This window comes from Alteromonas sp. KUL150 (assembly GCF_009811475.1).
GTDB lineage: Bacteria > Pseudomonadota > Gammaproteobacteria > Enterobacterales > Alteromonadaceae > Alteromonas > Alteromonas gracilis.
This window is the reverse complement of record NZ_BLIJ01000010.1, coordinates 1-15,494: the sequence shown is the minus strand read 5'-3', so window position 1 is coordinate 15,494 and position 15,494 is coordinate 1. Positions and strand designations below refer to the sequence as shown.

Sequence of the window (15,494 nt, the reverse complement as noted above, 5' to 3'; positions counted from 1 at the left end):
TTAGGTAAGGTCGCTCAACGTACTTTTCAACGTTTAGAACGAAAATTTATCTTCAATTGGGAGATTTTTTAATGAGAACGAGTGGCGTAGGCTGTTTTACAAACGATTAAGAGGGAGTCGCCCAAAAAGCAATAGCCGAATAGGAAGAAAATCGCGTTCACCTTTACTCATAGAAAAACGCGACGCTTTAAAACTAAAGCTTACGGCGGCCTGAAAACGCATGGGTTAGCGTATTGCCGTCAATATACTCGAGCTCTCCGCCAACTGGCACGCCATGGGCAATACGAGAAGCATCAACACTGTGGCTTGCACAAAGTTGTGCTATGTAGTGCGCCGTCGCCTCTCCTTCCACTGTCGGATTGGTAGCAAGGATCACCTCATTAATTCCACCCGCACCAAGGCGTGCTTCTAATTCTGTTAACCCTATTTCTTCGGGCCCAACGCCGTCAATAGGTGATAAGTGCCCCATAAGCACAAAGTATTGGCCTTTGTAACTTAACGTTTGCTCAATTGCTAAAACATCTTGCGGGCTTTCTACAATGCACAGAAGGCCGCTTGCTTCTCGCTCGGGATGACGGCATATGTCACATAGTTCGTCTTCAGTGAAGGTTCTACAGCGCTTGCAGTGATGAATATGCTCCATGGCATTGTGAAGCACATTGCTTAAATCAATAGCACCCGTGCGATTTCGCTCTAGAAGGTGAAACGCCATTCGTTGCGCGCTTTTATTACCAACACCAGGTAAGCAAGTTAGGGCCTGAATTAATTCTGAAAGTAAGGGACTGAACTTCATAATATCTACTGCTTCGGTGCTTTTTCTAGTTGAGAGGACTCGCGCTTTGGTTCTGCGCCTTCGCTATCTCGTTTTAGTCTATCGCGGTATTTAATCACGTTACGCTTGGCTTGGTCGAGTTTAACTTCATACACATTTCCACCAAATAACCCTTTATACTCTTCATCTGTAAAAACCAGCGTATTGTTATCGTAGAAAGTAACCGCCTCTTTTTGTGTGACTACGCCTAGGTCGATGCGAGACACGTCTCCACTGAAGAAGTTATCACCTTCGAAATTTTCAAACAGCCATAAACTGGTAGAGTCTAGTAATACGAGTTTTGTTCTGTCTGGACTAATTGCAGCAGAGGTTATCCAGCATAATTTTTCAAGCGTGGTACAGGTTTTAAACTCGCCAATAAGCTGTGCATCAAAGTTGGCGGCATGATCACCTACCTTGTAAAGCTTCGTTATACCATCAAAAGGCTGGGTTCTGTTTTTGGTAAATAAATAAAGATTTCGTTTATATTCAACAAAGGCTTCTAGGTCGTAATTCTTATCCTGGGGTTTAACTTTGCCTTTTCCCATTTCCGGATAAGTAAATTTTATAATTTCAGCTTCGGTAGTATCTGTTTTTATATCAATGGGATTTTCGATTTTATAGATCGTAAGCCAACGGCGCTTATTGTCATTATTCCCGAAGTCGCCTAAAAAGAAATGACCAAAACTATTTTGAGTCATATCTTCCCAATCGACATTTTTTGCATTGGTAACCGTAACTTCTCTTTCTATAGTACCATCTTTATTGAGCATGTAGAGAATGGGTCCGTCACCACTGTCGTTGATAGCCCAAAGTCTTTTGTACTTATCGAATTCAATGCCTGATATTTCTTTAAGTTTTGGATCGACTGTCACTGTTTTCATTTTAAACAGTTCATGCACACTCATAAAAAATGCCACGGCGGCAATAGGAAGAAGAATAACCGTGGTGATAACTAAGCCTTTCCTTAGCACTACTAAAAACCCTCTATCTTAGGTAAAAGTGTGCCGACACATCATTTCCCTGAATTTGATTAGTAAGAAGCATTACGCAGTTTGGGAATGATGGCGACAGTAATATAACGAATAATATAAGAAATAAGACCAATCTCGCATCTAATACCAATCCGTGCGATATGTTGTACTGATTGAAACCGTCTGAATTTGCTGAGCAGTATAGTGGAATTATCTACATACTCAAAAACGTATATGAGATTGGCATTGATGCAAAACTCAAGGGTAAAAAATCAAAATACCAACGTTAACTTCTCGCGCTCCTTTAATAATGGGCATTACTAGCTTGGTTTATTTCTGAAGGCTAGTCGCGCTAAACATTTACGGTTCTCGTTGCAAACTCGGCCTGAAGAAACTCCATTAGCCCTTCCAAGCTAAGAGGTTTACTGAAGTAAAAGCCTTGCATAGCACGAGCACCAATTTTCTTCGCAAAGTTGACCTGTTCAGCAGTTTCTAATCCCTCTAGAGTACAAGGCATTCCAAGTTTTTCACACATTGAGACTACATTTTCGATAATGAGCGATCTTCGTAGTTCCCCTCTAGTCTCAAGAGGAAAATCTGGCAGCAATGAACGGTCTATTTTTATCGAATCATAAGCTTCGTCCGCAAGTTCTGAGATGCATGAGAAACCAGTGCCAAAATCATCGATTGAAATTGTAACACCTAGCTGCTTGATAGCTGTTAGCACCTCCCGTGCTTTCTCACTTTGTAAGGTTGATTCCGTGATTTCTATAACAATTCGTTTTGCAGAAATATTGTGAAAAGAGAAGCGTTCCGCAAACAGGTCGATTATTCCTGAATTTTGAAGCTGTACAGCTGACATATTTAAGTTAAATCTTACGTTTGAGAAACCCCAGCGATCGATGGTTTTAATTGCAAAGCAAACCTCATCCAACATTAGTAGACCGATGTCATGGATGTGATTCGAGCGCTCAGCAATGGGAATAAACTTATCTGGGCTAATAGGACCGTGGCTAGGAATGTACCATCTGGCAAGCGCTTCAATGGCTATTATTTCTCCTTTAGCCCCGATAATAGGCTGATAGTAGGCGGTGATTTGTTTATTCTGAATTGCGCTTTTTAGCCCTTGCTGGATAAACAGTTGGTACTCTATGTTTTTAGATAAGTCTTCACTGAATACGACTGTGTTATTTTTTCCGTTTTGTTTAGCTGAGAACATAGCTATGTCAGCATTTTTTAATAAATCAACAGCAGGGATGTTACCTGTCGAGGTGGCCACGCCTATACTTGCCGAGATATTAAAGCTGCCCGATGATGTTTTGAAAGATTTGCTAAAACATTTTGACAGCCTGAAAGTCACGTTACTCAAATGCTTTTCACATGTAGTACCTGTAACAACTACAAACTCATCACCACCGAACCTGAAGACGGAGTCGTCTTGCCGAATTGCTGCTTTGAAACGGCTGGCACAAGTTCTGAGGATTTCATCGCCTACCTCGTGACCATGGGTGTCGTTAATGAGTTTGAATTCATCAATATCAATAAAAATAATTGAAAATGGTTCGCAGGACTCACTGAACGTTTCTACTAGATTATTTAAATGGTTGCGGTTGCCTGCCCCAGTGAGTGCGTCGGTAAACGCTAAAAGCTTTAATTGGTTTTCCGATGACTTGAGGTCTGAGACATCGGTCAAAATAGCAACAAAGTGAGTTTCTCCACTGCCATTATCGAAAGACGTGACTGACATAACTAAATGATATCTACGCCCTTCATTTACGATGGTGAGATCTGTTCTTAACCCATCCATTAGGTAATCGGGACGGGGGTCGTGTCTGCGCTCTTTGGGGAAAATTTTATTTATATCCTGTGAGATAAGCTCACTCGGCTCGCAGCCAAGCATTTCGCACAACGCTTTGTTAGCCTTGACTATTGACCCGTTCGCATCGCAAACCAGCACCCCTTCTTTAATTTCACTAACAACCCGATCTGCTATGGTCAGGTTAGACTGAGCATGTTGCAGAATTGAAATATCCTGAATAGCACCAATTTGCACATAGTCCTTCTCCCACACTACATCAGATAAGACAACCTGGTACCAACGAGTTTCTCTTCCAGCAATTTTTAACTGCAGAGTCGTTAAATAATTAGTCTTGAGCCTTATTGCTTCTGCCATTTCTAAGCGCTGCTCGTCAGTAAACAAAGAAAGGAATTTCTCTACGGTGAGCTTTCTAGGAAAATCAAAAAGGTTATCTACACTCTCAATAATTATAGAGCTAGAGGCGCTATCAATTTCTAACACTCCCAGTTTCGCCATATCTGACGCCATGGCAAAACGGCGGTTCGACGAGGCGAGTTCATGCTCAATTCTTTTTCTCTCAAGGGCGACCAATATTGTCGTTGTTAATGACAATGCGCCATAGGGTTTAACGAGATAACCATAGGGCGACACTTTTAAAGCATTAGAGATAGTGGTGTCGTCACAATATGAAGTAGTAAAAACGATGGGAACCGCGAACTGTTCAGCAACTAACTTTGCAATGTCTATACCCGATTCACCTCCGCCTAGGTTTATATCCATGAGGATCAAATCAGGGCTTTCTTTTTCTATTAACGCAAAAAGTTGTTCGGTATTTATCGCAGTGCCTAAGACCCGTATATCAGCCTCCGCGAGTATGTTTTGGATATTCATAATCTCGACGAGACTGTCTTCGACTATGACTACTGACGGAGCCATTATTTTTGTCACTACGTCACACCTCAAAGCCGAAGGCTTCTATTGATTGTTTTAAAAGACCGGTATCAACAGGTTTTGTTAACACAGTCACATCTTTAAGCTCATAGGGTAAATCAATTGCGGCGCCGTAACCTGTTATAAATATAAATGGGATAGATAGTTTCGCTATCTCTCCTCCCAATTGGAAGGTATTTTCATGCCCCAAATGTACGTCTAAAAACATCATTGATGGTCGACTTTTCGCCAAAGCAGCTCGGACACTGGCAATATCGCCAAAAATTTCAATTTGCTCGAGCCCCATTTTTTTGAGGTGTTTCTTCAAATCTAGAGAAATAAGCAAGTTATCTTCTACAATAAAGGCGCTAGAAAGTGGCTTAGGACTCTCTATGTTATTAGCTTTAATAGCTCTGTTGTTACCTTCATCGTGTTCATCAATTAGATAAGTGTCTTCGAGCTCTATATATTTGCTGGGTATCAAAAATTCTGCGGTGAGGCCCGTTATCGTTGGCTTAATTTCAGTTCGGCCTTTTAGTTCATGTGGAATAACAGATTTAATAACCGTCATTCCAAAACTATCTTCCCCTAGACTATGTAAAGGAGGGCCGCCAAGTTCTTTCCAGAATATCTTGCAGCCCTTATTATTAAGCTCCCAAGTGATTGACACCCTGCCGTCATTACTTGTTGCGCTTAACGCACCGTACTTTGCAGCATTCGTGATCATTTCATGGAAAACAAGGACAATGGGCGTTACTGCATACGGCTTTAGTTTGATTTCAGGGCCTTCAATATGGAACGATGATTCGTTGACCATGTACGCTTTCAACTCGTTATTGAGCAACTGCCGAAAATGAATACTGTTGTATGAGGCGTGAGTAAGTTGATCATGACCCAAAGCTAACGCTGAAATACGGGACGACAGAGAGCTTACAAAGTCATTGATATTTTTTTTATGCTGAGACGTTTGTCCGATAATAGCGCTCACTAAGTTTAAAATATTTCTAACGCGATGGTTAAGCTCTCCTATGAGCAGTTCCAGCCTTTTTTTAGCCTCTCGCTGTAATGCTTCTTTCTCATGGAGATGGCGGATCGTCAGCTCCATAACCCCAAGGCGAATGGATTTAGCCCGTTCTATATCTAATGTAGTCCACGGAATCGACTTAAATTCATTATATTCGATCCACTTGTCAAAGCTTGCTCTTGGGGTGAGGATCTTCTCTTCCCCTTTTTGTTCAACTCGCTTTTCTGGATTACCTGCCCATGTCACCTGCTCTACAACTGAGTTTCTGAAAAGGAATATGTAATCCATAGGTTGGCTTGATATCTTAAGCGCGAGTACACCGGCAACCTTTCCACCAGAAAAATCACCGCCACAGTCAGCCAAACTATCAAATTGGTGTATTTCTTCTTCAGGAAGCCGCTTTAAGATAGCGGTAAGGCGCAGAATACTCTCCTCATCAAGAGCAGAGCCTGCTCTGGTATATTCACCGCTAAAAATACAGCCCACACCATCTATATCAATAAGGGTTTTTAAGAGGGCCAACTGCTCGACTATCGCGTTAGTAATTGAGCCTCCGTGGGAAAAATTACTTAAAACTCGTGCGAAGGTTGAGTTTGCTTGTTCACTCACTCTGATCCGTTCTGTAACTAGCCGTCGAGAAAGCTCAAGCGAGAACATTTCAGCGAATAACTCTAATTGCGATACGAGCCTACTGGGCACTACTTTTGGGCTATTGTGGTGGCATGCAATTAACCCCCAGAGCTCACCCTCAACAATAAGCGATATAGACATGGATGCCCCAACACCCATGTTTTTCAGATATTGAATATGCACTTCAGACACAGCTCTCAGACGAGACAGCGATAGATCAACATGCCGCGCTTTGTTCTCATCTCTCCCTAAAATCTCATGTGTTTCACCGTAAACGTCAGATATGATTCTTATGAGGTTTTTCTTGTACAGCTGCCGAGCCTGACGAGGAATATCTGATGCGGGGTACCTTAACCCTAAAAATGGGGTCATTTCGCCTGATGTTGATTCAGCGATTACTTCACCAGAGCCGTCAGCAAGAAACTGATACACCATCACTCTATCAAAGCCCGTTGCAGTGCGAACGCTTTGAGCAAGGCCAGAATAAAGCTCTCCGAGTTCCGAAAACATTGTCATTTGAATCATCAACGCCTCAATGACACTTTCAAATTTTCGCGAGGACTCACTATGTTCAAACTCAAGGACAAGATATCCATCACTTTGATGAACACATAAATCAAACGTATTGTCGGAGAAAGCAACAGAAACCGAGTAGAGATAGGCCGCTTTACCAAGAATAATCGCTTGGCTTTGTGCCCCTTTGATTGAATGAACTAAATTCCGATCTAAGAGATTCCAAAAAGAAGCACCGATTAACTCGTCTGTACTCTTATTTATAAATGCAGAGGCATTCTCTGATAAAAATTCAATCGTTCCAGACCTATCAAGAACCACCATAAATCCATGATTCTGAATTTTTCCTAACAGGTGTATAGGCTCTTTGTCACACTGCGTGATTAGTGAAGATAGTTCTTTAGTGTCGCTGCTCATAAAACGCCATTTAGTTGTTTACTCGTTTGCTTGCTTAACATCTCTGGTTTGAGGGTGCATCACATCATTAGCCTTCTGTTTACTGATAAGACTGTGTTAAAAAGGATTTTGGATATGTTTTTAACCTGATGCTGTTAAAGGTATAGCCCACTCTCCAAGATAAAGATACGTTCATGCGAATATATTAATATAACTGAGAGGCTTTACTATGACACGCATAATCCCAGTTTTACCTGAGCGTTATGAATTCAGGCAAGAACACTGCGACTTCGCTATGTTCTCTTATCGTCGTTTGATAGCAGGTTCATTTTCCCATCATCGACTTTCTCGAAGAACTCCGTTTCAAGGCACTGGTCAATAATCGCCTGCTCATGCTCAGTAAATGCACTTTTAAAGTTCTCATATTGGATGCCTACTTTTGCTTTGTGAGAGGGCGCTATCTGTGCATTTGAACGTTTTAACTGTTCAGTAAAATCTGCGATTGAAATTCGATTGTATGTGTAAATGCCAGGTTTGCTTGAAGACGACGTCGGTGACAATAAATCGTCATGCTCCAACATAAAAGCATGTTTAAATACCGCCTGCGATTTTGTAAAACATGCAGTTGGGCTTCTCAACACAGCAGCTTCGGGAAGCGCTTTGACACGAACATTGTTTCCATCAGAAGAGCGCTGCCATGTTACCCCGCAAACGCTAACGTAAAATGCATCTGTTTGATTAGCGACCTCTTGGCGAGCGAGCGGTGAATTATTGTCTAAATTTTGAAGTTCTTTAAGGACGCGGGGAAGAGATTCAAGAGATACTTTTTCAATCGTAATCGCACCTGAGTTAGACTGATAAGTGAGTTTTAACGTGTTTTCTAAGTAATACACCTGCCCAGTATCGCGCCAAATAGAGACCGCATCACCAGTATGCTTGTTTGAAGAAGCCAGCTCCGCATCACGGGCTTTAAAATGTTTAAATATTTTAGCGAGCAAAATAGAAGCCTTGTAAACTCATATCTTTTTATTGTTTACTCGCTAGCTGGGGTATTGTGCAAGTATTGCAAACTATTCTAAACACTTCTTAATGTAGCTTACGCCACTTTTAAAGTTTAATTTCTACTTGGTGATAAACGAAAAAATGGTTCGTTCGTACCCAAAATAGTACTTTCAATATTATTGAGAAATATCCTCACGTAAGTTGGTTTAACACTTCACCGTACAGTGAAATAATAAGGAGAGCGGATGCGAAATCTGATCAGTGCGACGGTTACTGATGTTCACCATTGGAACGAGACGTTGTTCAGCTTTAAAACTACCCGGGAGTCATCATTTCGTTTCGAAAGTGGTCAGTTTGTGATGATTGGGTTGGAAGTTGACGGAAAACCACTGATGCGCGAATACAGCATCGCTAGCCCGAATTACGAAGAGGAGCTAGAATTTTTTAGTATCAAAGTGCCAGATGGTGCTCTCACATCACGATTGCAAAATATTGCAATTGGCGATGAGATTATGCTTTCCGTTAGACCAGCGGGTACGCTAGTACCCGGTTTCCTATTACCTGGGAAGCACCTCTATCTACTTAGCACAGGCACAGGGTTAGCGCCTTTTATGAGTATAATTCGCGACCCTTTTATTTATGAAAAATTTGAAAAAATCGTTTTAGTTCACGGCACGAGGTGGCGCTCGGAGTTAGCCTATCAGAGCGAAATTGAAAATGTGCTGCCGAATAATCCTTATTTTGGTGAACAAGTACGTGAAAAATTGATTTATTACCCCTCGGTGACACGAAAAGACTATGTTTTTGAAGGTGTGCGCCATGAAGGACGCATCACAGACCTTATAGAAAACGGCAAACTGCTTGCCGATACATCAATGCCTTCCTTAAATCCAGATCACGATCGCTTCATGCTTTGTGGAAATGACAATATGTTGCAGGACCTCATGATCATGCTAAACGATAGAGGTTTCTCAAAGGCTAATTCTCGACGAATGGGACACTATGTAATTGAGCAGGCGTTTATTGAAAAATGATCATTGCATGGCTTGAAAAGCTAAAGTGCCAAGTTTTACTTTCGACAAAAACAGAAAAGCTCTGGGTTATCCAGAGCTTTGAAGATATTTCTTTGCCCCCTATTTGCCCTCTAACTTTTTAAAAAGCCAGAGACCAATGAATACGGGGCTTTTTGCTTAAAACGGCATTTTGAAGCCAGGAGGTAGTGGCATTCCGCCAGTCACATCACCCATTTTCTCTTTACTTGTTTCTTGAACGCGGCGAACTGCATCGTTAAATGCTGCAGCAACCAGATCTTCAACCATGTCTTTGTCATCGTCCATCAATGACTCGTCGATGTCCACGCGGCGAACGTTGTGGTTACATGTCATGGTTACTTTAACCATACCTGCACCGGCTTCACCGGTTACTTCGATTTTAGCTAGGTCATCTTGTGCTTTTTGCATGCGCTCTTGCATTTGCTGCGCCTGCTTCATGATATTGCCCATTCCACCTTTAAACATAATTTTTGTCTCGCTTCGTTTTGGTGTTAATAATTCTGCTATCGCGCTTTAACCGAATCGGTTAGCACTGACGCATCGAAAGTCGATAGCAATGCTTGAATTGTTTCATCGGTTTTAATAACCGTATGCGCATGCGCGTGGCGCATGGCATGAATCTCTTGTTGTAACGCAAAAGGCGTCGATGATGGTTCACCTAAGGTGATATTTACCTCTACGTTTTCACCTAGTCCATGATGTATTGCGTCAACTAACTGTTTTTTCGTACTGTCATTAAGTAAGTGCGTCTGACTATGGTCAATTTCAAGGGATACTTGATTACCATCTCGAGAAAATGATGCGTGCAGGACTAATTGCTTTAGTAATCCAGCGACTGGCATTTGCTCAACAAGATTACTCCAGTCATCTATTTGACTCGCGTGAATCAACTTACTTCCATCGTTTAAAAATGCATTTAATTTGCCACTGTAAGTACTACTGAGGGGCGTATCAAAATCCAGTGCATCACGCACAAAAGAACGATCCCCTGCGTCTTCCCGTTGCTCGGGAAGCGGTATATTTGGGCTCGTATTGTTATCTACCAACGCTAATGCATCGTCGTAATTTTCGAAATGCTGTGACGGTGCGTTATCAAAATCAGTTGCCCACGGCGGTGCGTCTTGAAGCTGATGCTCAATGTTCGGTTGTGCACTGACTTCATCTTTCGAAAAAGGCATGTCTTCTTCGAAATCATCAAGTGAAAAGTCGTCTGTTTCAGTATTAGCGCTTTGACGTTCACCATCTACAGGTGGTGATAGGTCACTATGTGTGTGTCTGGTGCGCTCCCCGGTGCGCTCAATGTGTTCATTGTTATCGCGCTCTTCAATTATGACGCTTGCTTGAGACTCACCGCTCTCATTCTGTCCTCGATTGTGAATCGCATCTTGAGTATTGAAATTTTGCTCTTGATTGCCTTTTGACTCAGGGGACTTCTCTGGCTCGTGGCTGCTATATAGCGTAGGGTTGTTCGCTTGCTCAGGGCTGCTATCTTGCTCAGGGCCGTTTTCTCGCTCAACACTGTTCTCATGCTCAGGGCTGTTTTCACTTTCTTGGCTGTGCAATTGCGTTGAGGTATTATTCGTTTCCGTGGCGCCTGACAACGAGTGAGCGTTTGGGAGATTGCTTATCGCACTATCTGAAAACTGATTACTTGATGCCTCGGCTTTGCTCCTTGCAAAACGAGCTTGAATATCACTTGCACTCGCGCTTTTATCACTGGCAGACTTGTTGTTCTGAGCGTCAGCGTCCTGCGCTTTTTTTTGCTTAAGTTTTTGACGCAGGGCAAGCATATCAGCCGTCGACGTAAGCTGCTCTTCGGCAGATAAAGACGGTAGTGTTTCACTATCCCTTAGCTCATCACCCGTGTTTTGCGCTCCCAGCTCAAATTCACCAGTAGTACCCATGCTAGCCGACTGGTTTTCAAAGGACTCATTGTCAAGAAAGCTATCGCTAGTGCCATAAAAACCGTCGTCTTCCGACTGCGGCGGCATCTCGTCCATGTAGGCATCAAGAGGCGGCTCATCAAGAGTACTTTTGTTTTCCGTTTGCACGTTACTGTCATCAAAGGCAGGTTCTGGTTTTGAAACAGGAGCAGTGTAAGAATTAGTTGCACTGACGCCTTCTTTATGTGCGATTGGGGGTTTTGATACAACGTCAGGGAAGCTTTGCTCTTTGCTATCGACTATTGTGCTTTGCGAAACAGTATTATCAGAGACAACAGATTGTTGAGAGGCATGTTCAATAGCTATTTCAGAGAAGCCATCACCATCATTATGAAGTTCAGCCGCGTCTTGGCTAATAGCTTTTGTGTCATCAGATTTACTGTCTGATTGCAAACTTTCAGCTTGCTCTGCCAGTGCGCTTTCTGTTGCTGTTTCAGAGGCCGTATGCTCCTGCGCTACTGCTGCAGGAGTTTCGCTATTTGGCGCATCCTCCTGCTTACCGACGTTTCCCGGGCCACCACTGGAAGAAGCATGTTCTACAGGTAAACTATGCTCACTCCTCCCGTTTTCAATCTCACTTGCGGTATCACTGATGGGCTTATTTGGAGCAAATGACATCATGCGCATCAACGTCATCTCAAAGGCGCTTTTACCGTCAGCAGCGAACGGTAGATCTCTTCTTCCCTGCAATGCAATCTGATAGAGTAATTGTACTTGTTCAGCGGGAATAGTTTTGGCTAACTGGAATATTGCTTTCGCGGATGTAGTTTCCAGCTTACATGCTTCGGGCACCCATTGCGTCAACGCAATTTGATGTAACAAACTGGCAAGTTCACCATGCACGTTATCATAATCAGGCGCCTGTTCTGCAATATCATTGACCAGCTGAAGTACATCTGCAGGACTTTTACTAACGACAGCATGAACCACCTTAAGCAGCTGATTTTTATCCATCAGCCCGAGCATGTCAGTTACGACAGATGCCAGAACCTGATTTCCACCTTGCGCAATAGCTTGGTCAGTCAGGCTAAGCGCGTCGCGCATGCTTCCTTGCGCGGCACGAGCAAGCAGCGCTAAGGCAGGTTGCTCAAACGGCAGTTGCTCTTGTTGAAGTATATGCTGTAGCTGCCCAACAATTTGTTCCCGCGACATTGCCTTCAAATTGAACTGCAAACATCGTGATAAAATCGTTATAGGGAGCTTCTGTGGATCTGTCGTCGCAAGCAAAAACTTTACATGAGGTGGTGGCTCTTCCAGCGTTTTTAGCAGCGCATTGAAACTGTGCTTAGAGAGCATGTGTACCTCATCGATAAGGTACACTTTATAGCGGCCGCGAGTGGGTCTGTACTGAACATTGTCAAGAAGCTCACGAGTGTCCTCGACTTTCGTTCTTGATGCAGCATCAATCTCTAGTAAGTCGACGTAATTGCCCTGCTCTATTTCTTTACAGGTATTACATACCCCGCAAGGGTTAGCGCCTTGCCCCTCTTCGCAGTTAAGGCTTTTAGAAAAAATACGCGCAATGGTGGTTTTACCTACGCCTCGCGTACCTGTAAAAAGGTATGCGTGGTGTAGGCGATCGTTATCCAAAGCATTTGAAATGGCAGAGACGACATGTTCTTGACCTACAAGTTCACTGAACTTGCCTGGTCGCCACTTCCTTGCTAGTACCTGATAACTCATTATTACGTATTTCGCCTTTTGCTAGTTACGCTTTAAGACGATTATTCGCCTTCAAACTCACAAATAGAATAGCTTTCGATATCAAGCGTACTCAATTTTTTCTCACCACCTAAATCAGGCAAATTAATCACGAAACCTGCATGGTTAATTTCACCACCCAGCGAACGGATCAGCTTAGCCGAAGCGGCAATGGTTCCGCCAGTTGCAAGTAAATCATCGATAAGAAGTACTTTATCGCCTGGTTCAATGGCATCTTTATGGATTTCCAAAGTATCCATGCCGTATTCAAGCTCGTAACTTTCACTTACAACTTCACGAGGAAGTTTGTTGGGTTTTCTCACTGGAACAAAACCAATGCCCATTTCGATGGCCAATGGCGCACCAAAAAGGAACCCACGCGCCTCAGTACCTGCAATCTTGGTAAATCCCATACCCTGATACTTTTCTACAAGTAACGAGATACAGCTACTGAAAGCTTTGTGATCTTCTAAAACGCTGGTCACATCTCTAAATAATATACCTGGCTTTGGATAGTCAGGTACGGTTTTCACAACTGATTTAATATATTCTGCAGTCACAATTATGCCTTGAATGTCTGCGTTATAACCAGAAGGTGAACCAGCCGGCGATGATATGCATCAACGGGAACGCGATTAGAGTTACTAGCGATGCTAGAAAGTACCACTTGTTATAGACTTCTTTGAAATCTGAATTGTCAGCCATTTGCACTACCTAAACAATTTTGTGAACAAAAAAATGGTGCTAAATGTTAATCGAAAGCACGCGTGATTGACAGCGCTAATGTGACTGATCGCTCACTTTCAATACAGATCGTAGCGAAAGTTTAGTTTAAGCAGAAGAAATAATACTGAAACGTTATTGGCGGCTTGCCTTAACGAAAGGTTTTAACCCGTCTACGTTGGCAACAAGCTAACCCATCAATAAAAGTAATACTTAGCTAAGAGGAACTAAAATTCCTTTCGTTAGCATATCTGAAAGGGTTTGATTCATACCATTGATCAGTACATCAGCGGGTATTTGAGGAATTTGGTGAATTAAAGACTGAGCAAGTTGGTCTGTACTCAACCCATTCTCACTTTGCTCTATTGTATTCACTAATATCGCAGTGACCGGATTTACATGAACAAACTGCACATCAAAATTACGGTCTCTGTACACCACGTAGAATTGCTGCTCTTGCGCAGGCTGCACTGGAATATAGTCTTTACCTATTAAATGCACTTCATATTGGTATGCCGCCAAAGAGGCATAGGGAGACACGTGCACAGCGTTGACGGTTTGGCCTTCGGTAAAAAACTCTCGGCCTTCTTCATTTTTTCTTATACTTACATCGAGCTCAAGCCATTCATAATGCGCTAGTTCAGCTGCAAAAGCAGGTAGTGAAATGTCGAAGGCAGGCTCAGTTGAAAGATACTCTACAAACTCTTTACTGATCTCTGCAAAATAGGGTGAACGACATTCATGCTCAATAAAGAACTGACGGACAATACTCTTCCATGCACTTTCACCAAATTGTGTAAGTACTACTGATTTCAATACTGGAAATCCTGTACTTATAAAATTATCAATATTATTGAAAAATAATGACTGATAGACTTTTATACGGCGAGCGCTATCTTCGTTTGTATCGCTGAATGTTCGCGGATCTTTTATTGCGTTTACGAGTGCATTTTGCGTTGTTTTAAATGATTGTGTCACGCCACGCTTCCTTCAGCATCTAACCGATGTGTCTTTTCACATCGAGCTTGAATCTGTTTAATCTTCTGCACTTCTGCAAGCAGTTCATTTAACGGCGGAATATTAAAATCCCGTTCAAGAAGAGTCGGAAAAATTCCATGTGTGCGATAGGCGTACTCAAGAAGATTCCAAACCGGTTCAATGACATCAGCCCCGTGAGTATCTATTTTTAAGTCAGCAGCTTCATCATAATGACCAGCAATATGCCCGTAAACAATCTTGTCTGACGGCAAGCTGTTGATAAAGGCCTCAGCGTCATATTTGTGATTGATACTGTTCACGTAAACATTATTTACGTCGAGAAGCATAAGGCAGCCCGATTCCTTCAGGATACGCGACGTAAATTCTAGCTCGTCCATCTCCTGTCCGGGCGCAATGTAATAAGATACATTCTCTAGAACCAATGGCCTTTCAATAATATCTTGCACTTGGGTTATACGCGAAACTACATGATTTATTGCGCCCTCGGTAAAAGGAATTGGCATAAGGTCGTACATGTGACCATTACCAGAACAGAAACTTAGATGTTCGCTATATAGCGAGATGTCGTTTACATCCAAAAATCGTTTTACGGTTTTAACAAACTCGACATCCAATTTATCGCTACTTCCAATAGAGAGAGACAAGCCGTGAGTGGTAAAAAGTGCTTGTTTAGAAGCCTGCTGAAATTGCGCTTCGTACTTTCCACCAAGTGGGATCCAGTTTTCTGGTGCGACTTCCCAAAAATCAACTTCAGAAGGTAACACAGGTAGCAGATCTTTCAGCATTTCACGACGAAAACCTAGACCGGCGCCTTTAATATTCTTCATATATTCCCTCTTTTAACCACATGGCATTTCATTCAAGACGTATATTTTTAAACAAAAATGGCCATCTGCAGACGGCCATCTCTCGATAAATATTGACTGCGTACATTTCTCCTAATAATTCACTAGGGAACGCTACACCATCTTATTCGTGCGTGTTACATGCTCCCGCAC

Annotated in this window: 12 protein-coding genes; 1 reads left to right on the top strand and 11 read right to left on the bottom strand. The window is 42.5% G+C overall.

What is annotated here, in order from left to right; all coding sequences use genetic code 11:
- Positions 1-193: 193 nt before the first annotated feature.
- The 5 genes from recR to GVO62_RS01790 form a co-directional block, all read right to left on the bottom strand.
- Positions 194-793, bottom strand: coding sequence for a recombination mediator RecR (recR, locus tag GVO62_RS01810; protein WP_105929294.1), 600 nt, complete (start codon positions 791-793; stop codon positions 194-196).
- Between the two features lie 5 nt (positions 794-798).
- Entirely contained in the window at positions 799-1,785 is a 987-nt protein-coding gene (locus GVO62_RS01805; protein WP_236547039.1) for a hypothetical protein, read from the bottom strand.
- 352 nt (positions 1,786-2,137) lie between these two features.
- Positions 2,138-4,531 carry a GGDEF/EAL domain-containing response regulator gene (locus GVO62_RS01800; protein WP_159117480.1) on the bottom strand — a complete coding sequence of 798 codons (2,394 nt, stop codon included), beginning with the start codon at positions 4,529-4,531 and terminating at the stop codon, positions 2,138-2,140.
- Positions 4,532-4,535: 4 nt separating this feature from the next.
- The gene (locus GVO62_RS01795) at positions 4,536-7,097 is read right to left on the bottom strand and encodes an HWE histidine kinase domain-containing protein (protein WP_159117479.1); all 2,562 of its coding nucleotides are present in this window, start codon (positions 7,095-7,097) and stop codon (positions 4,536-4,538) included.
- Positions 7,098-7,369: 272 nt separating this feature from the next.
- A complete protein-coding gene (locus tag GVO62_RS01790) occupies positions 7,370-8,074 on the bottom strand; it encodes a hypothetical protein (RefSeq protein ID WP_159117478.1) in 705 nt (234 codons plus the stop codon).
- A gap of 249 nt (positions 8,075-8,323) precedes the next feature.
- Between GVO62_RS01790 and GVO62_RS01785 the strand changes: the two genes are divergently transcribed.
- The gene (locus tag GVO62_RS01785; protein WP_159117477.1) at positions 8,324-9,112 is read left to right on the top strand and encodes a ferredoxin--NADP reductase; all 789 of its coding nucleotides are present in this window, start codon (positions 8,324-8,326) and stop codon (positions 9,110-9,112) included.
- A 156-nt stretch (positions 9,113-9,268) separates the two neighbouring features.
- On the opposite strand, the gene GVO62_RS01780 is transcribed toward GVO62_RS01785, so the two are convergent.
- The 6 genes from GVO62_RS01780 to GVO62_RS01760 all read right to left on the bottom strand — a co-directional run bounded on the left by GVO62_RS01780 (position 9,269) and on the right by GVO62_RS01760 (position 15,323).
- A complete protein-coding gene (locus tag GVO62_RS01780) occupies positions 9,269-9,595 on the bottom strand; it encodes a YbaB/EbfC family nucleoid-associated protein (protein ID WP_014950049.1) in 327 nt (108 codons plus the stop codon).
- Between the two features lie 38 nt (positions 9,596-9,633).
- On the bottom strand, positions 9,634-12,756 hold the full coding sequence (gene dnaX, locus GVO62_RS01775; protein WP_159117476.1) for a DNA polymerase III subunit gamma/tau: 3,123 nt from the start codon (positions 12,754-12,756) through the stop codon (positions 9,634-9,636).
- 41 nt (positions 12,757-12,797) lie between these two features.
- A complete protein-coding gene (gene apt / locus GVO62_RS01770; RefSeq protein WP_105929287.1) occupies positions 12,798-13,334 on the bottom strand; it encodes an adenine phosphoribosyltransferase in 537 nt (178 codons plus the stop codon).
- A 22-nt stretch (positions 13,335-13,356) separates the two neighbouring features.
- On the bottom strand, positions 13,357-13,479 hold the full coding sequence (locus GVO62_RS19580) for a hypothetical protein (protein WP_256253717.1): 123 nt from the start codon (positions 13,477-13,479) through the stop codon (positions 13,357-13,359).
- Positions 13,480-13,710: 231 nt separating this feature from the next.
- A complete protein-coding gene (locus tag GVO62_RS01765) occupies positions 13,711-14,475 on the bottom strand; it encodes an HvfC family RiPP maturation protein (RefSeq protein ID WP_159117475.1) in 765 nt (254 codons plus the stop codon).
- Positions 14,472-15,323: an HvfB family MNIO-type RiPP peptide maturase gene (locus GVO62_RS01760; protein WP_159117474.1), complete on the bottom strand. Its 852-nt coding sequence runs from the start codon at positions 15,321-15,323 to the stop codon at positions 14,472-14,474. Before GVO62_RS01760 ends, GVO62_RS01765 begins: the two co-directional genes overlap by 4 nt.
- Between the last annotated feature and the right edge of the window lie 171 nt (positions 15,324-15,494).